The following is a 21967-nucleotide window of genomic DNA, read 5'->3' on the forward strand; positions in this document are numbered from 1 at the left end:
GAAGGACCACCCATGATCGGCATGACCCACGCGATTCCCGTCAAGCCCAAAAGGTCCAAGAAGGCCAGGAAGGCTCGCCGACGCGGTACCGCGCTCCGCACCTACTACCGCCGAGATCTGGGCGGGCAAGGGGACGACACCGAAGTAGCGGCCGACATCATCATCGACGTTCTGCACACACTGGCCGACGCCGATTGGCCGGACGCTCTGGCTCGCTCCCTGGCCAACGGCCTGGAGGAGCGGCACGGCCCCGGCTACGCGGTCGGTCTGACCATCACCATCGACGGCCTGGCCGCCTACCCCGAGAGCTGGTAACCGCATGTACGTCATCGTTGCCGAGCTGAACGACGGCGAGCAGTCGCACGGCGTGACCGTGTTCGGCCCTGACCCTGACGGCAAGATCTCCGCCGAGGAAGCGGTCGAGCAGGTCTACGCCTGGGCAGCCTCCAAGGGCTACAAGCGCGGCAGCGGCGAGGTGAATGTGTCCGCCTGCCGCGTCTTCCCCCTCGCCGAAGCGGCCGAGCGCTCCGCCGTATCCCGGTTCGCTGCCATCCCGGTGGGCGACAAGGACGGGCTGCGCGCCCTGGCCCACGCGCACAAGTAGCCATCTCGGCCGCCCGCCCGCGATCCGGGCGGGCGGTCCCCCCCGGCCCGCTCACTCACGCCCTTGGAGGCGATCATGTCCACAGCGCGCGACCTCTCCCCCACCGCTCGGCCCGTGTCGGCGCTCCACGCCCCCGAGCTGCCGCCGGGCCCACCGCACGGCACGTTGACCAGCCCGGCCGGGGAGATCTCCTACGCCACACACATCGGGTTGAGACGAGCGGACAACAACGACCACGTCGCCGTCCGGGTCGGCCCGCGCTTCACCGCGCTGGCAGTCGCGGACGGTGTCGGTGCGCACTTCTCGCGGGGCAGGCTGCCGAGCTGGCCGCCGAGGTCGCCGCCACGACCGGCGCGTACGGCGGGCATGCGCTGCTGGCCGCCGACACCGTCCAGGCCGCCGTGTTCGGGCGCTACGCCGAGTTCTCCGACCGGGCGCGGGGCGCCGCGACATCCACGCTGACCATAACCGTGCTTCCCCACGACGAGCTTCTCGCGAGCGGTCCCGCCTGGGTGGATATCGCCTGGCTCGGCGACACGTCCGCGTGGGTGCTGGCCCCGGACGGGCGGTTCGAGCGGCTCACTAAGCCGCATCACAAGCCCGACGACCAGCATTTCCTGCTGCGGCACGTCGCGAGCGAGGAGGGCGCCGACACGGTGAAGCTGAACCTTGAGGAGGCGCCCGTCTGGCGGCTGCTGCTGTGCTCGGACGGCCTCGACGGCTACGTCGAGCCCGAGGACATCGGCGCCGCTCTGGCCGACGCCGCGACCGTCGAAGAGGCCCGCGACGCGCTGATCACCCTGGCGCTCGATGCAGGCGGCAAGGACAACGTCACCCTCATCGTCGCTGAGATCGGCCCCGGCGAGCCCGGCCGGGGATACGTCGACGCCTGCCCTGGCTGCGGCCGGAAGGACCCCGGGGTGATCACGCGTGGCGACGCGTCGAGCACCACGGTGACGAGCTGCTGCGAGGCCGAGGTGGACATCTCACTGCGGTAGCCGGGCGGGGCCTGGCCCCCGCCCGGCTTGCGTCGGGCGGGGGCCGCCGGGTCCCAGGACAGGGACGTTCGGTCGTGGCCGGCCGCGGAAGCGGAGGGCAGCGCGGGAATCCCCTTGACCAAAATTAAATAGCCTGTAATATTTGAGATGTAGAGAGTTTGCGACCCCCATTGAAGGAGTGGCGACCGTGACCCAGACCCTTGTCCGCTTCGACCCGATCCACCAAGCCAACCTCCACTTCATCGGCACCGGCGACGGCCGCCACGCCCTGTACAACTTCGGTTCCCGAGGCAAGATCTTCGTCCAGCCCGGCTACTTCGGCATGCGTAACCGGCTCGCCGTGGCGATCAGCCTGGGCCGCCCCGGGGACCAGAGCGGCTACAACCTGACCGGCCTGCTGGTCAACGACCGCCTCCTGACCGGCGCGGTGATGTGCATCGGCCCGGACCTGGTCCCCGTCAGACACCCGCAGTACCCGGGGCCGTACCCGCTCGCTGACCTGGATGCCGCCACGCTCACCGCCGCCACCAGCCTGCTTTCCGCGATCGCCCAGAACTTCTACGACTTCGTCTCCAACTAACCGGCCGGTGGGACGCAATCCCACCGGGGCTGTCTCCCCTGGCCCCTTCGAGGAATCGAGACCCCATGCAGATCCCGACCGACTTCCGCATCGACCTTGACCTCGCTGAGTCCTGGTCGCCTGCCGCGCAGGCCATCGCCGAGCAGCGGCCGGGTCTTGTTGCTGAACTCGCCGCCGTCCGCGAGGACGCGATCAAGGCCGCCGCCGCCATTCCCACCATGGATGAGCTGCGCCGCCGGATCGCCGACCTTCACGAGACCGCCGGTGCGGTCACCAAGAGGCTGGCTTCCGCCGCGAGCCGCTCGCTGCTGAAGACCATCTACGTCGAAGCCGCCGTGAAGGTGAGCGGCCTACCCGACAAGATCTCCGAGCTGGAGTCGTGCGCCTTCGCGGAGCGGCGGTTCGCCAAGGCGCTCAACGAGATGCTCGACGAGGCCGCCAACCGTGACGAAGAGCTTCGCACCTTGATGACCAGGACCAGCGGCCCGGCGATGGTCGCCGAGCTCACCATCCACCTAGACGGGCACGCGGTCGCCCAATTCCTGGCCCAGCACGCCTTCCACGTCGCCTGGCAGGTGATCAAGGACGGCAAGGACCTGCGCACGGCGGCCGACGCCGAGCAGGTCAGGGCGCTGCGCATCATCGTGAGCCTGCCCGATCACCTCTACTCCAACGGCGTCGGGTCGATCTACCGATCCCGCGAGGTCCTGGAGGCCAAGGCTGCCCGGCTGTTCTGCCGGACCGTGGCCCTGCACCTGCGAACCGACGAGTACGACGCCATCTACTCCTGACCTCCCGCCGGGCCCATCAGGGCCCGGCCCCACCCCAGATTCTCGGGAGCGCATGATGACCGCTGTCGAACAGCCTGCGAAGCCAAGAGAGATGGCGATTGACAAGCTCCCCAAGGCAGCGCAGGACCTTCTGGCGCTGGCCAAGAACAACGGATGGGCAGTCGCAGGGGCCGCTGACATAGACACCGGCGGGAACCCCTTCGTGACCTTGCTGTTCAAGCGGCTCAACCCCGAATGGGAGATCAAAGTCACCTGGCACAGCCGCGCCACCGGGGGTAAGACCCTGCGGCTGTTTTTGCTGATCTGGCGGCATGTCCCGCTCCAGGGGCCCGGTCACTACTGGCGGGACGCGCCGTCCTTGAAGGCCATTCGCCAGGTCATCATCGACAACCCCGTCTGACCCCTCCCGGCCCCGCAAGGGCACCTTCCCAACCCTTGGAGTACGCAATGACTGTGACCGAGAACCTGCCCCTCGTCCCGGGGAACCCCGCCAGCGACCACCTGGTCGAAGAGCTGGCCAGAGTCGTTCGCGACCGGCTCGCCCACGACCACGAGTCTCTGCCCGGGTTGGGCGATATCCACTGCGCGAACCTCACCAGCTACATGGGCGAGCGCATGGCGCCTGTCCTGGTGCGGCTCCGCCAGGCCGAGCAGCAGATCGAGATGCTGAAGAAGCCGGTGGCCGACTACCACGACCCGGCCTACATCGACCGGCTGCGCGAGGTGTTCACCGACACGATCCGGGACATGGCCAGCCGCACGCCTGAGGACATCGCCCGCCAGCTCGTCCTCTACACCGAGACCGCTGTGTGGGCCGCCGAGCGCGGCACCGCCCGCGCCACCTCGATCCTGCAGGCGGTGATGACCAGCGTCGGCACTCTCGCGGCTGAACCTGCCAAGCCTGCGAAGGTCGGTGCCGACGGGCGTCTGGAGTGCCCGACGTCCACCTGCGCCGGAGGGATCGTCGAACTGGACTGGGGCTGGCGGCACAACGACGTCACCGTCGTCGGGCCCGGTGAGCTGAAGGCCAGTTCGGGCACCCCGCACTTCGAGACCGCGCCGGGCGTCTACGAGTGCAGCACGTGCCTGCGGCGGGTGACGCTGCCCCAGGGCTACGCCGTGGCGGAGCACGCATAGCTGCTGACCGCAATTCAGCGTGGGCCGCTGCACCGGCCGTACCGACTCCTGGGGTACGGCCGGTGAGCGGCCCTTCGGCGTTCACACCGGCCGGAGGGCGCCGCGCGGTATGGCGACCAGCCGCACTCGCCGCACACTGCGAACGCCCCGACCCGGCAGCATCCGGCGAGGGTGAAGGCGTAGATGTCGGCGGCCGCGAACGCCGCGAGCGTCCCGCAGGCCGGGCACGTGGCCGGCTGGGGGTCGCCGACGACGATCTCGACGCCTGCCTCCTCTTCATCGCCGGCTTCTGTGTGCGGCAGATCATCCATTCGGTGCTCGGAAGGCGATGACGGGCTCGGGTTCGGCGCGGGTGTTGGTGATGACCTGCCACGCCTGGCGGGGGAAGGGCGCCGGGTCGCCGCTGATCCGCCCGAGAGCGATCTGCATGGTGTGGTGGATCACCTCGTTGCGGTCGCACCACCGGCAGGGTGCCCGCAGGCGTCTCGGGTCCGGGTGCTCCGGGCAGTCCTGGATCTGCTTGGCGATCTCGCTGGCGATCTCTTCTCGTAGATGGCGCTCGATCTGCTCGGGGGTCTCGACGGCCGCCGGCGAGGGTTCGGCCAGGCCGTTGTCGAGCCAGGCGGGTGCAGCGGTCGACCGGCCTCCCAGACGCAGTACCGCGGTCTCCCGCTGGTCGTCGGGCGTCATGCGTCTGCCTCGCCCGCGCGCTGCTCGCGCTTGGCCTTGACCGCCGCGATGCGGTTCACGAGCCCGCTGACGATGTCGGCCTGGTGGCTGAGCTGCACCGGCGCGCCGCCGGGGCCGGACACCTCGAGTGCCTTCTTCGGCGCCCACCGGGTTGGCTGGGTGCGTGCCAGCCATTCCAGCGCGGGCCGCGAGTTCGGCGGGGTGTAGGTGCGCTCCTCCGTGGACCCGTCCGGGTGCCGGATGACCTCCTTGGTGGTGACGCCGCCCTTGGCGTCTTCGACGATGACGCTGACGAACATCGCCTCGGCCTCCGCCTTGGCGCGCGCAGCAGCCCGGAAGAACTCGCGGTACAGGACGTCGGGCTCCAGGTCGCCGTGTTCGTCCTCGCGTACGGCCGCGGCCTCGCCGCGCTCCAGCCACCGGTAGACGGTGGACTCGTGGATGCCGACGAGGGCGCAGGCGGCGTTGAGGTAGTTGCCCTTACGCAGGTGGGCGCACAGCTCCTCCTGCAGTTCGAGGGTGAGCTTGGTGGGTCGCCCCAGCTTGGCTTCGTCGACCATCAACGCTCCCCCGAACCGGAGTGCCCGGCGACAATGTTGATCATCGCCCAGCGGTCGTACGGCTGGGTGCTCTCGCTGGGGAAGGCGGCAACCCCGACGCGGCCGTCCTGGGAGAGGATCTTGGCGATGACGATGACGTCGGTGACGTAATCGCCTTTGTGGAGACACGCCTTGACGCCAAGCTGGTCGATGAGGCTGCCGATCTGCTGCGGCTCGTGGTCTGCGTGGTCAGCGGTCATCAGAAGCTCCTTCGTGGGAAGCACGACGTCGGGGACGGGTTGGGGGCGAGGCCGCGATGGTGCGGGTGGTGGTCACAGGGTGGTGAGCCAGCCAGGCAATGACGTGGTCCAGGCGGCGGAGTTCCTGCTGGCGGTGAAGACCTCGACGCGCAGGACGTGGACGTCGTCGCGGCCGCCGGCGCGCGCCCAGGAGTGGGCGTGGTGGGCGATCATGGCGGCCGCGGCCTCGGCCGTTGGCCACATCTGGTCGGGGTAGTCGGCACCGAACTCATAGACGCGGCAGCCCGCGGCGCGCAGCGCGGGGATGAGCGGGTCGTCTTTGCCGAGCAGCGTCGCGTGGTCGATGTGAGTGTCGATCCAGGCGCGCATCAGGTCCTTGACGGTGCCGAACTCGACGACGGTGCTGTCGGGGCTGAGGTGCGGGGCCCCGATGGTGACGCGGACTTGCCAGGTGTGGCCGTGGAGGTTGGCGCACTTGCTGTCGAGCTGGGGGAGCCGGTGTGCGGCGTCGAACACGCATTCAAGAGTGGCGGTAAACACAGTGTGCGGTTCCTGTGGCAGTTGAGTCGTTTGGGTGAAGCGGGCGGAGTGTGTCACACTCCGCCCTTTACGTCTTCCTGCCGTCGCGCGACGCCTTGACCTGCTACGCGGGAGTGAGTTCCAGTTCTGCCGCGAGCCGGTCGGCGGCGACCTGGGCGTAGTACGGGGTCATCTCGATCCCGACGAAGCGGCGGCTGGTGCGCAAGGCCGCAACGCCGGTGGAGCCGGAGCCGGCGAACGGGTCGAGGATGAGTCCGTCCGGCGGAGCGACCTGCGCGAGCGTGGTCAGGAGCGGCTCGACGGGCTTCTGCGTCTGGTGGACGCGGTCTTTGCCGGTCGGCGCTGTTCCTTCGATCACGCCGGGCAGGTATACCTCGTGTTCCTTCTGGATGTGGCCGTTGACGGCCCAGACGGCGTACTCGGCGGCGTTTCGGAAGCCGCCGCGGATCGGGCGGGACCTGCCGGCCGGTTTGATCCAGGTGACGACGCCGCGCCAGGTCCAGCCGGCGGCTTGTACGGCGTCGGTGGTGGCCGGGAGCTGCCGCCAGTCGCAGAAGGTCAGCAGGGCGCCACCGGGTTTGGTCACCCGCAGGGCCTGGGACATCCACAGCGTGGACCAGTACGTCCAGGAGCGTTGGTCGCGCTGGTCACCGGGGAAGTCGGGGACCTCGTGCTTGATGTCGCCTGCGCGGCCGGAGACGTACTTGTCGCGGGTGGAGCGCTGGCGGTCCCTGGCGGTGGCGCCGCCGGAGCTGTAGGGCGGGTCGGCGATGACCGCGTCGACGTAGTGCTCGGGCAGCGTGGGCAGGATGGCGAGAGTCTCGCCCTGGTAGAGGGTGGCTCGGTCGCTGTGCCAGTAGGGGCTGGTGCTGATGCCGTACTTGGCGACGAGCCGGTCGTATGCCGGTTGGTTGAGCGTATTCACGCCCAACCTCGTATCAGCTGCCGTTGCTTGCTGCTTTCGGGCTACGCGGACTTGCGGGGGCGGCCGCGGGCCTTGGGCTTGTGGTTGCAGATGGTGCAGACGCAGGGCCGCGTGACTTCCTCGGCGGGCGCCCGCAGCGCGGGGTTGAGTCGGAAGCCCTTGCACTCGGTGTGCCCGCCGGCGGCACAGGCCAGTGACCAGTCGGAGACGTCGGTGACGCCTGCGGGCGGGTTGATCGGTACGTCAGCTGCCAGAACCACGAGACCTATGGTCGCACGCCGTGTTGGCCGGAGTGCACTGCGGCGGCGGTGCGCTCAGGCGGCTGCCTGGTTCTGCTCGGCTCGGAGAGCGGCGTTCCAGCGGTAGATGGTTCGCGTGGTGACGCCCATGCGCTCGGCGGCGGCGGTGACGGAGATGCCGGGGCAGGTGTCGAGGATGAACAGGTAGTCCTCGATGCGGGCGCGACGGGCGGCGCGTCGCCCTTCCTCGGCCAGGAGGTGCACGGTCTGGGGGTCGAGGGCGGGTGGTGGGCCGGTGTCCGGGCGTCCCGCTCTGCGCCATCGGTAGTAGCAGGCGTAGCACCAGCCGTATCCGCCGAGGTGGAGGGTTCTGTGGCAGTTGGTGCAGGTGATGATCCGGGTCTTGGAGGGCATGTCGGGTCTCTCAGGCGGCGGTTTGCAGGTCGTGTCGGGTGGTCGGGTGGACGCGTTGAGCAGCGTCGGCGGCGTCCTGCACGCGGGCATGCCAGGCGAGGGCGTAGATGAGGCAGTTGGCTTCGCTCTTGTGCCGGGTGGAGCCGCACTGGGTGGGGGTGCGGCGTCCGGCGTAGGACCAGGCCATGGAGTCGGCGGTGGTGAGGTAGCGGCCGTAGCGGCGCAGGCCGGAGAGTTTGACGCCGAAGCCGTGTAGCGGCAGGTCTTGTGCGGCGAGGGTCTGGAAGATGTCGCCGATGTCGCGGGTGGCCTGGCGGCGGCAGACGGAGCCGACGCCGACGACGGGGTAGTCCTGGGCCAGCCGCACGCCGTGCTGCTCGTACAGGTCGACGCAGGCGAGGTAGTCGTCCACGGTCCACCCCTGGATCACGGGCATGACCGGGCAGTCGGCGTCGCTGTAGTCGGGCCACAGCTCGACCAGGCGCACGAAGTTCGCGACCGTTCGCCGCTGGTGTTCGGCGATCGTGAGGCCGGTCTTGGCCAGCATCCACGGCTCGCACATCCAGTCCTGGGGTGCGGCCCAGTCCAGGTCGCCGATCTTGTCGTCGTAGCGGGCCAGCGCAGCGATGTACTCCTCCGGTGTGGTGCGGAACGTGCCGTACAGGCTGAGTTCGGTGAAGGCTCCGGAATCGATGGCGATGTGTCGGCGGACTGGCCAGGCCGGTGCTGTGGGCAGCGTCTTGTACCTGGCCAGGACGCGGTGGGAGATGAACAGGCTCACCTCGGGCGGCACGCTGGCGGCGGCTATCCAGTTCGGCCGGTGGGTGCCGAGGTAGAAGTGCAGCGCCTGCTCGTCACAGATCATCGAACGTCGGCCAGCCCTCGCTTGGCGCGCAGGATGCGGCGTTCGTCAGGAGTGGTGCAGGCGAACACGCCGAATGCCGGCGGGTTGGCGATCACGTCCGCCAGGCAGCTGTCCAGGCAGGGGCAGCCACGGCAGATGGCTTTGGCCTGGTCGGTCTGGGCAGCGCCGGGCCCCTCGTGAGTGAGGGGGAAGAACAGGTCGGGGTCGGTTCCGCGGCAGGCGGCGTTGGATCTCATCGGGCGCTCGCCTGGCCCGGGTGTGCGTTCTCATACGCGTCGCGGGCCTCGCGGGCGACGCGGCCCCGCTCGCTGACCGGGACCCTGTTCGCCAGCGCCCACCGCCGGATGTCGGCGTCGGTGGCGACCGCTCCCGGCCGACCGGGCTTGGGCTTCCTGGCCGTCTTGGCGGCGGGTATGGCTGCCAACGTGGGCTTGAGGCCTTGCAGCCGTTGCCGGGCGGCCGCCAGTTGCGCCTCCAGTTCGGCGACCTCCGCTGCGGCGTCCACCCGGTCCTTGGCCGAGTGGAGCGCGTCACGCAGGTGCCTGATCGCCTCTTCGACACGGCGGAGTGCGGCCTGGACGTAGGTGTCGGTGGAGGCGCGGGCGTCGTCGAGCAGCGCTACGACTTCCAGGGCGGCATCTGCGGCGGCGTCCTCGTGCCCTACCAGGCTGGACTCGTCTGCCGATGGTGCCGCGTCAGGGGTGATGGCGGTTCCTGGGTTGGTCCAGGTGTCGGCGAGCTGGGCGATGGCGGAGTCCAGGGCGGGCTTGCCGCCAGGCTGGAGCGGGTCGGTGGCGAGCTGAGTGGCCGGGTGGATGGTCCAGCCCTGGCGGCGGGCGAGACCGATGAGGCGGCCGAGGCGAACGCCGGTCTTGGAGGCGGCTGCATGCGCGGTGCTGCCGGTGGACAGAAGCCGAAGCGCACGGGCGAATTCCGGGGTGATGCCGGGCGGGGCGGCGGTGGGGTGGTCTGCGACGGTGGCGGTCATGGTGATCCTCCGGGGGTGGGGTGGGCGGTCCCGCGTACGGTGAGCCGCCCGAGGTGGGGTTAGAAGGTGCCGTCTGCGACCTGGAAGACGGTCAGACCGAGGCGGCGCCACATCTCGACGACCTGGGTGCGGTCGTCCAGGACGAACTCGACCCGGTAGTGGTGGCGGACGTGGGCGTCGAACAGTTCGGCCTTGACCTGCCAGTCGGGCCGCCGGTCACCGTCCGCGCGCAGGAACGGGCCCTCGAAGGGGACGCCGAGATGCTCTTTGAGCCACAGCGCGGTGGCCTCACGGCAGGCTTCGCTACGGCCGGACATGATCACGAGATCCCAGCCGCGCCAGTACATGGCCTGGGCGGCGTGGATGACCGGCAGGTTGGGCAGGTCCTCGCCGACACGGCTCTCGTCATACGGCGAGCGGCCGTTCATCGTGGCCAGGGTGCCGTCGATGTCGACCAGGACCGCTCGGCGCGCCAGCGCTCGGGCAGGCGGGCTGTAGGGCGTGAGCGGAGTGGCGGCCGGGACGCCGGGGAGGGGCAGGGGCAGTTCCCTGCCGAGCAGGTAGCGGTCGTACATGTTCTGGATGGCAGGCTCGCCGACCGGCTGGGCGCGAGCGGCGTCACGCTGGATGCACACGTCGATCGGGACGCTCGTGAAGTCCTTGACCTCGACGCTGGCACCCGCCGTGGCGGCGTACGCGGCCAGCCTGGTGACGGCTGGTTGCGACAGGTTGGTGTCGTCGCACACGACGTCCAGCCCGGCGGCGAGCAGCGCGGTGACCAAGGCGCGGTGGGCGACGCGGATCTGCTGCTCGGTGACCCGGGGCACGAAGGTCCCGTTGTGGAGCATGAGGCGCAGGTCGTCTTTGTTGACGCGGGCGCGGAGGCCGACGTTGTTGGCGACCCACGTCTTGGCCCAGGTGGTCTTGCCGGAGGCGGGCAGGCCGCGCGTGATGATCAGGGTGGTCACGCCGCGTCCTCCGGCTGCACGAGGAACGGCCTGTCGGCGTCGGGGTAGACGCTGCGCCACAGGTAGGGGGCGATGTCGTCGCCGTCGATGAGCTTGAGGACGGCGCCGTAGTGCGGGTGGTCGAGGACCTCGCGGACCAGGGCCTTACGGTCGCCGCCGTAGACGTAGAGGGCGAGGTCGGCGAACGCGCGGATCTCGGCCTCAAGGGCGGCGACCCCGCTGGTGAGGTTGGAGAGGGTGTCGCGTACCCAGGCGTGGAACTCGTCGGGGACGCCGTCGAGGATCTTGGGCAGCCAGTTCGGGCCTACGGCCCGGCATCGCTCGGCGCGGCGGGGGTCGAGCCCAAGGAGGTTCTGCCACTGCTTCGGGTGGGTGGCCAGGTGCTGGCAGGCGTTGACCGCGAGGTGCTGCCACAGGGAGCGGGCGCTGGTGCGGGTGAAGATCGCGTGGAGCGCCTTGTAGTCGTCCTGCTTGAGTTTCAGCATGACGCCGAGGTCAGGCAGGTGCACCACCATGCCTTCCGCGCCGGGGCGCGGAGGAGCCGCCAGGGCGTCGCCGAGGGTGGCGTGCGGGAACGTCGGGGCGGATGGGCCTGGCCAGCCAATGTGCTCGGGAAGGAGCATGTGGCCGGTGGCGATCTCGACTGCGCCAAGCAGGATCAGGTCGTCCATGCCGTTGTAGTCGCACACGATGCGGCCAGCGGGGTAGATGATCTCGAACAGGTAGGTGTAGCCCTGCTCGGGGTGGAAGCCGTGGGCGTAGCGCTCCTCCCAGACGGTGGTGGCGTGCTGCGCCGGGAGGCTGGTGAAGGAGCCACGCGTGGCGATCGCGTAGCCGCCGGAGCCGGTCGGGTAGAGGATGCCGAGCTGGCCGTCGAGCTTGTCGGTGACGATCGCGGGAGTGGACAGCGGCAGCTTGCGGCCATCCGCCAGGAGCTCGTGGTAGTTGAAGAACTTCGGGAAGGGGCGGGCGATGATCTGGCCGGTAGGGGCGTCGATGATCAGGCCCCGGCACTGGCGGGTGACGTCGTTCCAGGCCCAGTGGTACTGCGTGAGGTCGCTGTAGTTGAGGATCGAGTACGGCAGGACCGGATGGGTCTGCACGCGGACGTAGGACTTCGCGATGTTCTGCTGCAGCTCGCCAGGGTCGATGAGGTCGGCGAGGGTGAGCGCTGTCAGGGCGCGCATCGGGTGTCCTTCCAAGGGATGCTGAGCGCCCGCGTGTGCGGGCGCAGCGAGAGGGCGGGTTAGGCGAAGACCCGGTTGAGGGACCTGCTCAGGCGCTCGGCGGCGCGGTCTTCGGCGATCCGCTGAAGGTGTGCGTTGAGGATCGCGAGGACGAGGTACTCGGGAGTGTCCACGTCCACCGGGATCTCCCATACGGCGGAGGCGTCGCCGATCAGCGCCGGGCGGCCAGTGCCCCATGCGGTGGCCCATCGGACCGCGTCGCCTGTGAGGTCGCTGGTGGCCACCTGCGCGATGGTGATCTTTCCGGTGTCGGTGTGGATGGCGTAGTGCAGGCCATCGCGGTGCGAGAAGCGCACCTCGTAGTCGTCCTCGGCCCTGACGGGCGCGCTGAAGCCCAGGCCGCGTAGTTCCTCGGCGAAGTGGTGCCGGTACTGGTTCATGGGTGTTCCTCCTGGTCACCGAAATAGGGGCCGCAATCCCCTGTCTCAATGTGCCAATAATACAGGAGATTTAATTGGATTGTCCACGGTCGTAGCCGGGCGACTGGTGGAAGGCGACCTCAAGCATCGCCAGCCGGTCCCCTTCGGGGCCTTCCTGCTCGACGAGGAGCGCGAGCACCGCGAGTTGCTCGGCCGGGATCTCCGCGCCGGGTTCGCCGCGGAGCATGGCCGGTAGCGGCTCCAGGACGCGGGTGAAGGTCGCCAGGCGGGCGGCCAACCGGCGATTCTCCCGGCGGAGCGCGGCGGCGTGCCGGCGGGCGTCGCAGGCGACGGCGATCGCCGCGATCAACACCACGTTGACGGCGATGACGAGCAGCGCGGCGCCCGTGTTCACCGCCGCGCCCCGGCCGGCTGCTCCCAGTGGTTGTCGAGGTAGTGCCGCCGCAGGGCCGCGCCGGCGGCTTGGCGGGTGGGTGCGTCGCGCCAGATGCCGCGCGTCGGGCACGGGCTGAGGCGGCAGCGCCAGCGGGGCAGGTGAGCGCTGCCGGCCACACGGGTTGTGGTCATGAACCCGTGTGGTAGCCGAAATCGTTGCTTACGTCTCAGCGCGGGACGTAAGCACGGTCCTGCCCTACCTTGCGCGATCGAAGGGTCCCCAACCCAACCACCCAACCCCTGCGGGGGGTGGGTTGACGTGGCAAGGGGGGACCCGTCGTGGGTTCTGAGAACGTCTTCGTCCCGCAGGCAGCCAGGCTGTGGCTGGCGCCGGTCGGCACGGTCGCGCCGGACGGACCGACCGTGACCATGCCCACGGGCTGGTACGACATCGGGCTTTTCACCCCGGACTCGCTGAACTGGGCGACCGACCCGCAGTTTGAGGAAGTCCGGGCGCATCAGTCCAACTACCCGGTGAGGCGGTGGCAGACCGAGGACGCTGCCACCCTCGAGGTCGACCTCCTGGAGTGGTCGCTGAACTCGTTCCGTGCGGTCTACGGCGGCGGGACGATCGACGAAGTCACGCCTGTCGGCGACCCGGCGCCGCCGAAGTACTACAAGTTCACGCCGCCGGTCATCGGCTCTCGGGTCGAGACGGCGGCGTGCCTGGAACTGGGCGACGGTGCCCGGCGCATGCGGCGCATGATCCCGCGCTGCGAGCAGGCCGAGGGCGTCGAGCAGTCGTTCGAGCGCACGGCGGCGTCGACGCTGCCGCTGCGGATGTCGGTGCTGGGTGGAGACATCGGCGCTCCGTACTACGACATGATCGCGGGCACCTGGGCGGCCTTCGACCCATCCCCGTGACCGAGAGGGTGTGAACCAGGAGGAGGCGGGCCGCGCGGGCCCGCCTCCTCCTGCCGTTCCCGGGCCAGGGACGTAAGCGCGGTCCTGGGCTACCTTCCGCCCCCGGCACCAACCCTCAGACGCTGGAGGACACGGGGATGGATCTCGACGCCGCGCGCCGCGCGCGCACCACGACCAAGGGCGACCCGGAGCCGCTCGTCCTCGGTGGGCAGACGATCTGCATGCTGCCGACCGAGTTGTCGCTCGACGTCCTGGAACCGCTCACCGCGGTCAACGTCGACATCGCGCTGCTGATCCGCAACGTGATCGACGCGTTCAAGTCCGACAACGCCGAAGAGTCCGGGCTGAAGCTGCTCGACGCCGTCGTGGACCTGGTGGTGCTCAACCCGAAGCTGCCGGCCGAGCTGGTGGCCGCGGCCAAGGAGATGCTGCGCCGGCTGCTCCAGGACGACGGCTATGAGGCGTTCGTTGCCGAACGGCCCTCCAAGGAGGACGTGGCCGAGCTGGTGCGCGGCCTGTTCCGAAAGTACGGGTGGGGCCTGGGGGAATCGAAGCCGTCCTCCGCTGGCTCGAGCGATGGGACGACCTCGACGCCGACTGGACCCACCACTATCCCGGTCTCGATCTCTACGGAGTCTGGTTCCGTCCCGGAGATCCCGGGTTCATCGGGGTTCGTCGATTCCTTGCCCTCGCCGGACGGCTCGGCGACGGCGCCCTCGTAAACACGACGCCCGAGCAGCGCGCCGAGCCGTGGGACCGCAAGGACGAACTTCTTGCGCAGTTGCGTGAGGAACTCTCCATCCTGGTGGCCGACTACCGGCGCAAGAAGCCCATCACGGCGCAGCGGCCGACGTGGGTGACGGGTCCGCCGGGCAAGTCCGGCATCGACCGGGCGTTCGCGATCATGCAGGCGACCACCCTGACGATCTCGTAGCGGTGCCCGGCAGGACGTAAGCGGCCTGATGCGCGACGCTCCCCCGCCGGGGGTGGAGCATGGCCGAAGACGTCGGGGGGGTCGACGGCGGCCGCATCGACCTTGATGTGGTCGCCGATCTGGCGGGGCTGGAGCGCAGCAAGCTTCAGCGGCGGATCGACAAGCAGATCGCCGGGGTGCGGGCGCGCATCACGGCGGATATCGACACGCGGCAGATCGCGGCCGAGACCGAGGCCGCCGCCCGCGCCGCTGAAGCGGTCGCGCAGGTCCGCGCGCGCGTGAACGCGGACGCTGCGGGGCTGCGCCAGGAGGTCACGGCGGCGGTCGCCGCTGCCGGCGCGGGGCAGATGATCACGGTCGCGGCCGAGGTGGACCGTGACCGGCTGCAGCAGGATGTGGCCGATGCCGCGGGCGGTGTCGAGGCGCGGGTGCCGGTGTCCACCGACACTTCGCCGGCCGACACCGAGATGGACGGGTTCCGGCAGCGGCACAGCCAGCAGCCGCTCGAGGTCAAGGTCAACGTGTCCGGCGGGCAGGCGCTGGGCCAGGTGCTGACCATGCTGGCGGGGGTGCCGTTCGCCGTCTCAGGTCTCGCCGTCTTGGCGAGCACCGCGGTGTCGGCGGGGAGCGGCTTGTTCGCGCTGGCGGCTGGGGCGTCGCAGGCGGTCGGCGCGCTGGGCGCGCTACCGGGGCTCGCGACGGCGGCCGCGCAAGGGCTGGGCACCCTGCTCTTCGGCTTGTCCGGGGTGAGCGAGGCGGTCAAGGCGCTGGAGTCGGCGCAGTCCTCCGGCGGTGCGTCCGCGTCGGCGTACGCGGCCGCGCAGGAGGCCGCGGCCGAGCGGATCGAGCAGGCCACGCGGGCGATCCGAGACGCCAACCACGCCCGGATGCTCGCGGCGGAGCGGGTGCAGGATGCGCGGGACGCCGCCAAGGAGGCCGCGGACGCGATCACGGCCGCCGAGGAGCGGGTCGCCGACCCGGGCGCCCGCGTCGGCGAGGCCCGCGAACGCGTGGCCGAGGCTGCGGCGCGGGCGGCGGAGCGGCAGGAGCAGGCTGCCCGGTCGGTGGAGATGGCCGAGCGGCGATATGCGGCCGCGCAGAAGGCCAGCCAGCGTGCCGTCGAAGGGCTGAACGAAGCCCGCCGCCAGGCCAAGGAACGGCTCGAAGATCTTGAGCTGGCCGTGCGCGGCGGCGCCCTGGACGAGGAGGGCGCCGCGCTGGCGGTGCAGCGGGCCAAGGAGCGGCTCGACGCCATCGTCAACGACCCCTTCGCCAGCGACTTGGACAAGAAGGAGGCCGACCTCGCCTACCGGCAGGCGCTGCAGCGGCTGGATGAGGTACGCGAACGCAACGGCGACCTCCGCGAGGAGCAGGCCGAGGCCAACCGGCGCGGGGTCGAAGGGTCCAAGGAGGTTGAGGCCGCCAAGGAACGCATCGAGTCCGCGACGCAGGCGCAGGCCGACGCCGAGTACAACCTGCGGCAGTCGCGTGAGGCGGCGGCCAAGGCCGCCGTTGAGGGGGCCAGAGCCATCGCGGCGGCCGAGCGCGGGGTGGCCGACGCCATCAAGGGCGTCACGGCGGCGCAGAAGGGCGTCGAGGCGGCGAAGAAGGCCGAGGAGCGCGCCCGGCGGGCGGTCCGCGACGCCCTGTGGCAGGAGATGCTCGCCAACGAGCGGCTCGTCGACGCCAAGAAGGAGCTCATCAAGGCGCAGAAGGCGGCCGCGCAGGCGGCCCGGCAGCAGGGCGCGGGCGTGTCCGCTGTGACGAAGGCGATGGACAACCTCTCCCCCGCCGGGCAGCGCTTCGCTAGGTTCATCGCCGGCACCCTGAACCCGCGGCTGAAGGACATGCGGTTCGCCGTCCAGGAGGCACTCCTGCCCGGGTTGCAGGAGGGCGTCACCAAGGGCCTGCCGCTCCTGGACACGCTTGAGGACGGCCTGGTGGACACCGGGAAGGTCATCGGTGACCTGGCCAAGGAGTGGGGGGCGTTTGTCTCCTCCAAGTCCTTCCGGCGGGACCTGGCCACGGTGATGAAGTCGAACACGAAGATCGTCGGGTCGTTCGGGCGGGCGGGCAAGTCGGCGCTCGGCGGCGTCATGAACATTCTGGTGGTGGCCGCCCCGTATGCAGAAAAGCTTGCAGGCTTGATTGAGCGGGGTGCCAGCCGGTTCGAGCGCTGGACGAAGACGGCCCGCGGCGACGGCTCCATGGCGCGCTGGTTCGAGGAGGGCTGGAAGCGCGCCAAGCAGTTGTTCGGCATCGTCCGTGACGTCGGCGCCGGAATTCTCGAGCTGGGCAAGCTCGCCGCGCCAGCGGGCGGGACGCTGCTGGATGACTTGTCCGAGGCCGCGCGGGACTTCCGGGAGTGGGCGTCCGATCCGGCCAACCAGGAGCAGATCCGCAAGTTTTTCGAAGACACCGTGGTCGTGGTCCGGGCGCTCGGCCGGCTGTTGAAGGGCGTCACCGACCTGCTGTTCACGCTGACCGAAACGCTCGGCGGCGAGACTCTGTCCGGGTTCATCGACACCTTGACGACGATCGTCGGCTGGCTGGATGTCCTCGCCGGCCATCCGGTCACCGGTGAGCTGATCAAGTGGGCGCTGTACATCTCCGGGGTGGCGCTGGCGCTGGGCCTGGTGATCGGCAAGGTGTCGGCCGTCGTGAAAGCCTTCCAGAAGATCCCCGGCGTCACCAAGCTCGTCCAGGCGTTGAGCGGGCAGGTCGGCAAGCTGGTCGGGCTGCTCGGCAAGGTCACCGGCTTGTCGGGGCTGTTCGGCGGGCGGAAGACACCCGGCGGCGGGAAGGACGACGACAAGGACGGCCCGCTGACCAAGGTCGGCACAATGACGGTGTACGCCGACAAGGTGTACATCAACGGCGACGACGACGGCTCCAGCGGCAGGCGCCGGAAGGGCGACAGGACCGGCTCCCCCGACGTGGACGTGCCGGACAGCGACGGCAAGGGCGGCCGCCACCGCAAGACGCCGACCGGGTCCAAGCTCGGCGGCAAGGGCGTCGCCGGGATCGCGGCTGCCATCGCCGCATCTCTCGGCCTGGACGCGCTCGCCGACATCGACTGGGGCAAGGAGATCGGCAAGGCCGGCGGCAAGCTGGCCGGGCTCGGCGGCAAGGTCAAGGGCGGTGTCGTCGGCACGATCGCCGGGCTGCTTGTGGACCCGATCGTGGACGCGGTCAAGGGCGACGCCAACAAGGGCATGGGCAACGGGATCGCCGAGGCGGTCAAGCAGGGTGTCGCCGGCGCCGGCCTGGGCGCCGCGGTCGGCTCCATCATCCCGGGGATCGGTACGGCGATCGGCGCCGCGGTGGGCGGCGCGATCGGCGCCGTCAAGGGAGGCATTCAGGGCTTTTTGGGCGAGCGGGTGTGGGGCAACCTGCTCGGGACCGGGTTCTCCGCAGACGGGGTGGCGCTCGCTCTGGCCGAGGTCGGCAAGCTGTTCGGCGGTGTCGGCCCGTCTATCCAGCAGAAGTGGGCCGCGGTGTGGGCGGGGCTCGACAAGGGCACGCAGGCCGGGTCAGAAGGCCTCGGCCAGCGGATCGGCACCTTCCTCGACCTGACGTCCGGAAAGTTCGTCGGCCTGGCCAAGGACGCGCCCGCGAGCGTGCAGAAGATGTGGGCCGACATCAAAAAGGATCTTGACGCGGGTATCTCCCCCAGCCAGGCCAAGATCGACGCTTTCATTCGCGCCGGTGGCGGCTCCTTCCTCAAGCTGGGCAAGGATGCGCCCGCTGACCTGCGGGAAGGGTGGCGGCAGGCGCTGCTGGGGATCGACACGTTCACCAGCACGGGGGCGAACAAGCTCGGCACGTTCATCCGCGGCGCGGGCGCCCAGTTCGCCACCCTGAAGAACGACGCGCCGCAGCATGTGCGGCAGGCGTGGGCGGCGATCCAGCGCGACCTCGACGCCGGGATCCCGCCGAGCCAGAAGAAGATCGACGACTTCATCGCCGCAGGTGGCAGCAGTTTCGTGAAGCTGAAGAAGGACGCGCCGCAGGCGCTGCGGGACGCGCTCGGCGAGATCAACCGCGACCTGCAGTCCGGTCTTGCGACAGCGGCCCTCAAACTGGGGCAATTCGTGACAGATGGGGGCGCGAAGTTCCTGCGTATGCGCCAAGACGCGCCCGCTCCGCTGCGCGCGATGTGGGGCGACATCCAGCGCGACATCGACGCCGGGAAGACGCCCTCCCAGGCCAAGATCAAGGCGTTCGTCGACGCTGGCGGCGGCAGCTTCCTCAAGCTGTCCAAGGACGCGCCCGCGAGCCTGAAGAAGGGCTGGTCGGACATCGCCGCCGGAGTCGACCCGGGTCTCGCGCCGGCCAAGTCCAAGCTGGCAGCGGTCGCGAAGGACATGGAGAAGTCCTTCGGCACCGCCAAGGCCGGCATTCAGAAAGTGTGGGAGGCGCTGCCCGACGCGGTCAAGAAGCCCATCCGGGACATCCTCAACACCGCCTACGCCAAGATCAAGGAGGTGTGGAACGCCGTCGCCTCGAAGGTCGGCTTCACCACGCTGCCGAACATCCCCGCGTTCGCCAAGGGCGGCGTCGTCGCTGGCGGACACGGCGTGCAGCCCGGCTACTCCCCCGGCAAAGACACGATGCTCGCCGCCGTCAGCCCGGGTGAGGCGTGGCTGCGGCCCGAGCTGGCCCGCGCGCTCGGCACCCGGTGGGTCAACGGCGGCAACCGAGCCGCCCGGGTCGGCGGCGTCGCCGGCGCCGCCCGGTTCCTGGCTGGCGGGCTCGCCTTCGCCAAGGGCGGCAAGGTGCCGGGCGGCGGGTCAACGGCGTCGGGTAAGGCCGGCGGGAAGAAGCCGAAGGAGCAGTCGCCGCTGGACAAGCTGCTGGCCGGGCTGTCGGCCGCGTGGCAGAACATCTTCCGCCGGGGCCTGGGGGCGGGCGCCCGCACCGTGCTGAACCCCGTGAAGGAAGCCGTGACACGCCTCATCGGCAACCGCACCGAGATGCAGCGGCTGATGGCCGGGGTGCCGCGCAAGCTGATCGACGGTGTCATCGCCCGTTTCGACGGCAAGGACAACGAGCTCAACCGGGATCGCGGCGGGGTGCTGCCGCCCGGCCGGTCGCTGGTCCGCAACGCGACCGGGAAGGACGAGTGGGTGCTCAACCCGGACGCGGTGGCTGCCCTGGGCGGACCGGGCGCGGTGGCGGCGCTCAACGCCGGCCGGGTGGCCGCGCTGTATCGGGCCTCGCGCGGGACAGGGCGGCCGGCACCGCGGCCGCAGCCCACGGACGAGGGCGGGGCTCGCACGATCAACGTCTACCCGCAGCCGGGCCAGGACGAGTACACGATCGGGCGTGCAGCGGCCCGCCGCCTCGGGTCCAAGGTGCCCTCCTGACCAGGTGAACCAGGGACGGTAGCGGGCTTCGTGCGTACCATGCCCGACTTGCGGAACGTCTGTCGATCATCCACCCGAGGGAGGGGTTCCGGTGCCGTTGGTTGTGGGAACCAGTGCGCCGCTGGCGCTGGGTTCGGATGTCTTCTCGACAGCGGCGTTTGATGCGCCGGCGGGCGCCCTGCTGGTGGCCGGGTTCGCCGGGGCGGACGGCGACAGCGTCTCCGGCGGCGGCCTGACGTGGTCGATGCGGCGGGAGTCGGTCTCGGGCGGGTACGTCGCCAGGCTGTGGACTGCACCGGTCCCTACCCCGAAACCGGGCCTCCAGGTGACGGTGGGAGGCGACTTCCCCCAGGGCGGGTTCAAGGTGTGGCTGGTCAGCGGGCAGGACCCCAGCCCGATCGGCGCGTCGGGATCCGGCACCAGCGCGGTCAACAACGCGACCCTCAACGGCTACACCTCCACCAGGGAGGGGAGTCTCGGCTTCTGCGTCGCGTACGAGTCGTCCATCAACGGCAGCCTCGTCGGCCAGCCCGCTTCCACTGAGGTGTCCGAGGGGTTCTTGGCCGGGGAGGTTCCACCGCCGAACTCCGCCAACGCCGGCTCTGGGCTTCTCCTGCGCAAGGCGGCCGGTGCCCCGAGTGCCGGCTCGCCGGTCACGTTCAACGCGAACGCTCCCGGCACCGGCTCCGCCTCCTGGGTCTGGGCCGCTTTGGAGATTCTTCCGCCGTCTGACGTGACGGCGCCGACCACGCCCGGGGGCCTGCGGGTGACGGAGGTGACCGGCGCGTCCCTGACCGTCGCGTGGGATGCGAGCACCGACGCCGGCGGCGTCCAGGGATACGGCGTCTACCTCGACGGGGTCAAGGTGACAGGCCCGTAGGCGCGGGCCGCCGGGTGCACCTGCACGTCCACGGCTCAGCACGGCTGAGCCGCCACACACGACCTGGCCACAGAGAATCAGGGGGCTCACGTGGCGAACAGGATCGCCGCCACCTACGGCGGCAACACCGATGGGGGTCCGCACACCATCTCGTTCTCGGCGCCCACTCCGGGCGCCAGGCTGATCGTGGTGGTCACCTCGTGGAACTCCCTCGAGAGCGACCCGGCCGGGTGGACCCGCGACTACGGCATCACGGGCTACAGCTTCGTCACGTTCTTCTCGAAGATTTCGGACGGGACGGAGCGTTCGATCGTCTTCCCGCACGCCGACTCCCGGCTGCACGCCGTGGTGTACGAGCGGAACGACTGCCCGCAGCGGCTGTTCTCCAGCGGCGGCACCTCCACCGGCGCTTCGGTGAGCTCCTCCGTCATCGCCGTACCAGCCGGGGCGGCCGGCCACGTATTCGCCGTCGTGAACAACCCCAGCGGGTCCGCGTCGTCGTCCACGTGGAACCTGGGCCTGACCCGGCACTTCACCCGAGATAGCACGTCGTCGAACTCGGCGTTCGCGCATGGTGCGCTACCAGCTGCCGGGAACCGGACCTTCACCGTTTCCAACCTCGTCACCGGCTCCAACAGCTCAGTCCTGGGGGTTGTCGGCTACGGCAGCACCGACCTGGTGGCGCCGACCGCCCCTGCCAGCCTGCGGACGACGTCGATCTCAGGCGAGCAGATCAGCGTCGAGTGGGATGCCGCCACCGACAACCTCGCCGTGGTCGGTTACGGCGTCTACCAGGACGGGGTCAAGCAGGGCGGCGACGTGCCCGTCTTGCACCACACGTACGCGGGGCTGACAGCGGGCCAGACGTACACGCTGGAGGTCGACGCGGCCGACGCCGCGGGCAACCGCTCCCCCAAGGCCGGCATCACGGTGCTGGCCGAGGTCGATGTGACGCCGCCGACCACGCCCGGCACGCTGTCGCTGGTCGAGGCCACGTTCAACTCGCTGGCGTTCGCGTGGGACGCCGCCACCGACAACGTCGGCGTCGCCGGCTATGGCGTCTACCTCGGAGGCGTCAAGCAGGGCGGCGACCAGGCGGAGCGCACCCACACGATCACCCGGCTCGCGCGGGGCACCTCCTACACCCTTCAGGTCGACGCCGCCGACGCTGCCGGCAACCGGTCGGCTCCGGCCCTGCTGGTGGCCTCCACGCTGGCGGGCGCTGACCCGTCCGCGCCGCCTGGGCTGACCGCCACGGCGGGTGTCGAGCAGATCACGTTGGCGTGGGGTGCCTCCGACCCCGGTGGCGTGCCTGTGGCC

The 21967-nt window shown here is 70.2% G+C and carries 27 protein-coding genes and 1 pseudogene; 13 read left to right on the forward strand and 15 right to left on the reverse strand.

From position 1 onward, the window contains the following. The first annotated feature begins 12 nt into the window (after positions 1-12). The 7 genes from ACFWYW_RS47025 (at position 13) to ACFWYW_RS47055 (ending at position 4110) form a co-directional block, all read left to right on the forward strand. On the forward strand, positions 13-315 hold the full coding sequence (locus ACFWYW_RS47025; protein WP_379623893.1) for a hypothetical protein: 303 nt from the start codon (positions 13-15) through the stop codon (positions 313-315). Positions 316-319: 4 nt separating this feature from the next. Then, the gene (locus ACFWYW_RS47030; protein ID WP_379623891.1) at positions 320-604 is read left to right on the forward strand and encodes a hypothetical protein; all 285 of its coding nucleotides are present in this window, start codon (positions 320-322) and stop codon (positions 602-604) included. Between the two features lie 401 nt (positions 605-1005). Continuing rightward, a complete protein-coding gene (locus ACFWYW_RS47035) occupies positions 1006-1602 on the forward strand; it encodes a PP2C family protein-serine/threonine phosphatase (RefSeq protein ID WP_379623889.1) in 597 nt (198 codons plus the stop codon). A 187-nt stretch (positions 1603-1789) separates the two neighbouring features. Then, the gene (locus ACFWYW_RS47040; protein ID WP_379623887.1) at positions 1790-2182 is read left to right on the forward strand and encodes a hypothetical protein; all 393 of its coding nucleotides are present in this window, start codon (positions 1790-1792) and stop codon (positions 2180-2182) included. 65 nt (positions 2183-2247) lie between these two features. Continuing rightward, a complete protein-coding gene (locus ACFWYW_RS47045) occupies positions 2248-2973 on the forward strand; it encodes a hypothetical protein (RefSeq protein WP_379623885.1) in 726 nt (241 codons plus the stop codon). Between the two features lie 52 nt (positions 2974-3025). Then, entirely contained in the window at positions 3026-3373 is a 348-nt protein-coding gene (locus ACFWYW_RS47050) for a hypothetical protein (protein ID WP_379623883.1), read from the forward strand. A 47-nt stretch (positions 3374-3420) separates the two neighbouring features. Beyond that, positions 3421-4110, forward strand: a complete 690-nt coding sequence (locus tag ACFWYW_RS47055) for a hypothetical protein (RefSeq protein WP_379623881.1) — start codon at positions 3421-3423, stop codon at positions 4108-4110. A gap of 303 nt (positions 4111-4413) precedes the next feature. Here ACFWYW_RS47055 and ACFWYW_RS47060 read toward each other — a convergent pair whose 3' ends face one another. The 15 genes from ACFWYW_RS47060 to ACFWYW_RS47130 all read right to left on the reverse strand — a co-directional run bounded on the left by ACFWYW_RS47060 (position 4414) and on the right by ACFWYW_RS47130 (position 12732). Continuing rightward, positions 4414-4800: a hypothetical protein gene (locus ACFWYW_RS47060; protein ID WP_379623879.1), complete on the reverse strand. Its 387-nt coding sequence runs from the start codon at positions 4798-4800 to the stop codon at positions 4414-4416. Continuing rightward, on the reverse strand, positions 4797-5360 hold the full coding sequence (locus tag ACFWYW_RS47065; protein WP_379623877.1) for a hypothetical protein: 564 nt from the start codon (positions 5358-5360) through the stop codon (positions 4797-4799). Before ACFWYW_RS47065 ends, ACFWYW_RS47060 begins: the two co-directional genes overlap by 4 nt. After that, positions 5360-5599: a hypothetical protein gene (locus ACFWYW_RS47070; protein ID WP_379623875.1), complete on the reverse strand. Its 240-nt coding sequence runs from the start codon at positions 5597-5599 to the stop codon at positions 5360-5362. The genes ACFWYW_RS47065 and ACFWYW_RS47070 overlap by 1 nt, the downstream gene beginning before the upstream one ends. Positions 5600-5671: 72 nt before the next feature. Continuing rightward, complete coding sequence (locus ACFWYW_RS47075) at positions 5672-6115, reverse strand: 6-pyruvoyl tetrahydropterin synthase family protein (protein WP_379623873.1); 444 nt, start codon at positions 6113-6115, stop codon at positions 5672-5674. A gap of 127 nt (positions 6116-6242) precedes the next feature. Beyond that, entirely contained in the window at positions 6243-7064 is an 822-nt protein-coding gene (locus tag ACFWYW_RS47080) for a DNA-methyltransferase (RefSeq protein ID WP_379623871.1), read from the reverse strand. A 41-nt stretch (positions 7065-7105) separates the two neighbouring features. Further along, positions 7106-7324 (reverse strand): hypothetical protein, encoded by a 219-nt coding sequence (locus ACFWYW_RS47085; protein ID WP_379623869.1) that lies wholly within the window; start codon positions 7322-7324, stop codon positions 7106-7108. Between the two features lie 54 nt (positions 7325-7378). Then, the gene (locus ACFWYW_RS47090; RefSeq protein WP_379623867.1) at positions 7379-7717 is read right to left on the reverse strand and encodes a hypothetical protein; all 339 of its coding nucleotides are present in this window, start codon (positions 7715-7717) and stop codon (positions 7379-7381) included. 10 nt (positions 7718-7727) lie between these two features. Then, the gene (locus ACFWYW_RS47095) at positions 7728-8582 is read right to left on the reverse strand and encodes a hypothetical protein (protein WP_379641292.1); all 855 of its coding nucleotides are present in this window, start codon (positions 8580-8582) and stop codon (positions 7728-7730) included. Further along, entirely contained in the window at positions 8579-8818 is a 240-nt protein-coding gene (locus ACFWYW_RS47100; protein WP_379623861.1) for a WhiB family transcriptional regulator, read from the reverse strand. Before ACFWYW_RS47100 ends, ACFWYW_RS47095 begins: the two co-directional genes overlap by 4 nt. Continuing rightward, positions 8815-9570, reverse strand: coding sequence for a hypothetical protein (locus ACFWYW_RS47105; protein ID WP_379623859.1), 756 nt, complete (start codon positions 9568-9570; stop codon positions 8815-8817). The genes ACFWYW_RS47100 and ACFWYW_RS47105 overlap by 4 nt, the downstream gene beginning before the upstream one ends. Positions 9571-9629: 59 nt before the next feature. Beyond that, on the reverse strand, positions 9630-10538 hold the full coding sequence (locus tag ACFWYW_RS47110) for an AAA family ATPase (RefSeq protein ID WP_379623857.1): 909 nt from the start codon (positions 10536-10538) through the stop codon (positions 9630-9632). Continuing rightward, a complete protein-coding gene (locus tag ACFWYW_RS47115; protein WP_379623855.1) occupies positions 10535-11725 on the reverse strand; it encodes an RNA ligase in 1191 nt (396 codons plus the stop codon). The genes ACFWYW_RS47110 and ACFWYW_RS47115 overlap by 4 nt, the downstream gene beginning before the upstream one ends. 59 nt (positions 11726-11784) lie before the next feature. Continuing rightward, positions 11785-12165, reverse strand: a complete 381-nt coding sequence (locus tag ACFWYW_RS47120; protein WP_379623853.1) for a hypothetical protein — start codon at positions 12163-12165, stop codon at positions 11785-11787. Between the two features lie 70 nt (positions 12166-12235). After that, positions 12236-12559 carry a hypothetical protein gene (locus ACFWYW_RS47125; RefSeq protein WP_379623851.1) on the reverse strand — a complete coding sequence of 108 codons (324 nt, stop codon included), beginning with the start codon at positions 12557-12559 and terminating at the stop codon, positions 12236-12238. Further along, entirely contained in the window at positions 12556-12732 is a 177-nt protein-coding gene (locus tag ACFWYW_RS47130) for a hypothetical protein (RefSeq protein ID WP_379623849.1), read from the reverse strand. Before ACFWYW_RS47130 ends, ACFWYW_RS47125 begins: the two co-directional genes overlap by 4 nt. Before the next feature lie 147 nt (positions 12733-12879). Between ACFWYW_RS47130 and ACFWYW_RS47135 the strand changes: the two genes are divergently transcribed. The 6 genes and pseudogenes from ACFWYW_RS47135 to ACFWYW_RS47160 form a co-directional block, all read left to right on the forward strand. Further along, positions 12880-13464: a hypothetical protein gene (locus ACFWYW_RS47135; protein ID WP_379623847.1), complete on the forward strand. Its 585-nt coding sequence runs from the start codon at positions 12880-12882 to the stop codon at positions 13462-13464. A gap of 137 nt (positions 13465-13601) precedes the next feature. Next, positions 13602-14186, forward strand: a complete 585-nt coding sequence (locus ACFWYW_RS47140; protein ID WP_379623845.1) for a hypothetical protein — start codon at positions 13602-13604, stop codon at positions 14184-14186. Positions 14187-14245: 59 nt separating this feature from the next. Further along, complete coding sequence (locus tag ACFWYW_RS47145) at positions 14246-14398, forward strand: hypothetical protein (protein ID WP_379623843.1); 153 nt, start codon at positions 14246-14248, stop codon at positions 14396-14398. 59 nt (positions 14399-14457) lie between these two features. After that, a complete protein-coding gene (locus tag ACFWYW_RS47150) occupies positions 14458-19767 on the forward strand; it encodes a hypothetical protein (protein WP_379641293.1) in 5310 nt (1769 codons plus the stop codon). A gap of 91 nt (positions 19768-19858) precedes the next feature. Continuing rightward, on the forward strand, positions 19859-20647 hold the full coding sequence (locus tag ACFWYW_RS47155; protein ID WP_379641295.1) for a hypothetical protein: 789 nt from the start codon (positions 19859-19861) through the stop codon (positions 20645-20647). Between the two features lie 90 nt (positions 20648-20737). Further along, positions 20738-21967 (forward strand): annotated as a pseudogene (locus ACFWYW_RS47160) (hypothetical protein); the annotation flags it as partial.

The sequence above is a fragment of the Nonomuraea sp. NPDC059023 genome (genome assembly GCF_042740095.1).
Classification (GTDB): Bacteria; Actinomycetota; Actinomycetes; order Streptosporangiales; family Streptosporangiaceae; genus Nonomuraea.

Coding starts and splice junctions, on each gene's coding strand:
- ACFWYW_RS47050 (WP_379623883.1), top strand. CDS start 3,026: ATGATGACCGCTGTCGAACAGCCTGCGAAGCCAAGAGAGATGGCGATT.
- ACFWYW_RS47070 (WP_379623875.1), bottom strand. CDS start 5,599: ATGACCGCTGACCACGCAGACCACGAGCCGCAGCAGATCGGCAGCCTC.
- ACFWYW_RS47120 (WP_379623853.1), bottom strand. CDS start 12,165: ATGAACCAGTACCGGCACCACTTCGCCGAGGAACTACGCGGCCTGGGC.
- ACFWYW_RS47030 (WP_379623891.1), top strand. CDS start 320: ATGTACGTCATCGTTGCCGAGCTGAACGACGGCGAGCAGTCGCACGGC.
- ACFWYW_RS47090 (WP_379623867.1), bottom strand. CDS start 7,717: ATGCCCTCCAAGACCCGGATCATCACCTGCACCAACTGCCACAGAACC.
- ACFWYW_RS47060 (WP_379623879.1), bottom strand. CDS start 4,800: ATGACGCCCGACGACCAGCGGGAGACCGCGGTACTGCGTCTGGGAGGC.
- ACFWYW_RS47025 (WP_379623893.1), top strand. CDS start 13: ATGATCGGCATGACCCACGCGATTCCCGTCAAGCCCAAAAGGTCCAAG.
- ACFWYW_RS47055 (WP_379623881.1), top strand. CDS start 3,421: ATGACTGTGACCGAGAACCTGCCCCTCGTCCCGGGGAACCCCGCCAGC.
- ACFWYW_RS47045 (WP_379623885.1), top strand. CDS start 2,248: ATGCAGATCCCGACCGACTTCCGCATCGACCTTGACCTCGCTGAGTCC.
- ACFWYW_RS47095 (WP_379641292.1), bottom strand. CDS start 8,582: ATGATCTGTGACGAGCAGGCGCTGCACTTCTACCTCGGCACCCACCGG.
- ACFWYW_RS47115 (WP_379623855.1), bottom strand. CDS start 11,725: ATGCGCGCCCTGACAGCGCTCACCCTCGCCGACCTCATCGACCCTGGC.
- ACFWYW_RS47105 (WP_379623859.1), bottom strand. CDS start 9,570: ATGACCGCCACCGTCGCAGACCACCCCACCGCCGCCCCGCCCGGCATC.
- ACFWYW_RS47130 (WP_379623849.1), bottom strand. CDS start 12,732: ATGACCACAACCCGTGTGGCCGGCAGCGCTCACCTGCCCCGCTGGCGC.
- ACFWYW_RS47140 (WP_379623845.1), top strand. CDS start 13,602: ATGGATCTCGACGCCGCGCGCCGCGCGCGCACCACGACCAAGGGCGAC.
- ACFWYW_RS47150 (WP_379641293.1), top strand. CDS start 14,458: ATGGCCGAAGACGTCGGGGGGGTCGACGGCGGCCGCATCGACCTTGAT.
- ACFWYW_RS47065 (WP_379623877.1), bottom strand. CDS start 5,360: ATGGTCGACGAAGCCAAGCTGGGGCGACCCACCAAGCTCACCCTCGAA.
- ACFWYW_RS47100 (WP_379623861.1), bottom strand. CDS start 8,818: ATGAGATCCAACGCCGCCTGCCGCGGAACCGACCCCGACCTGTTCTTC.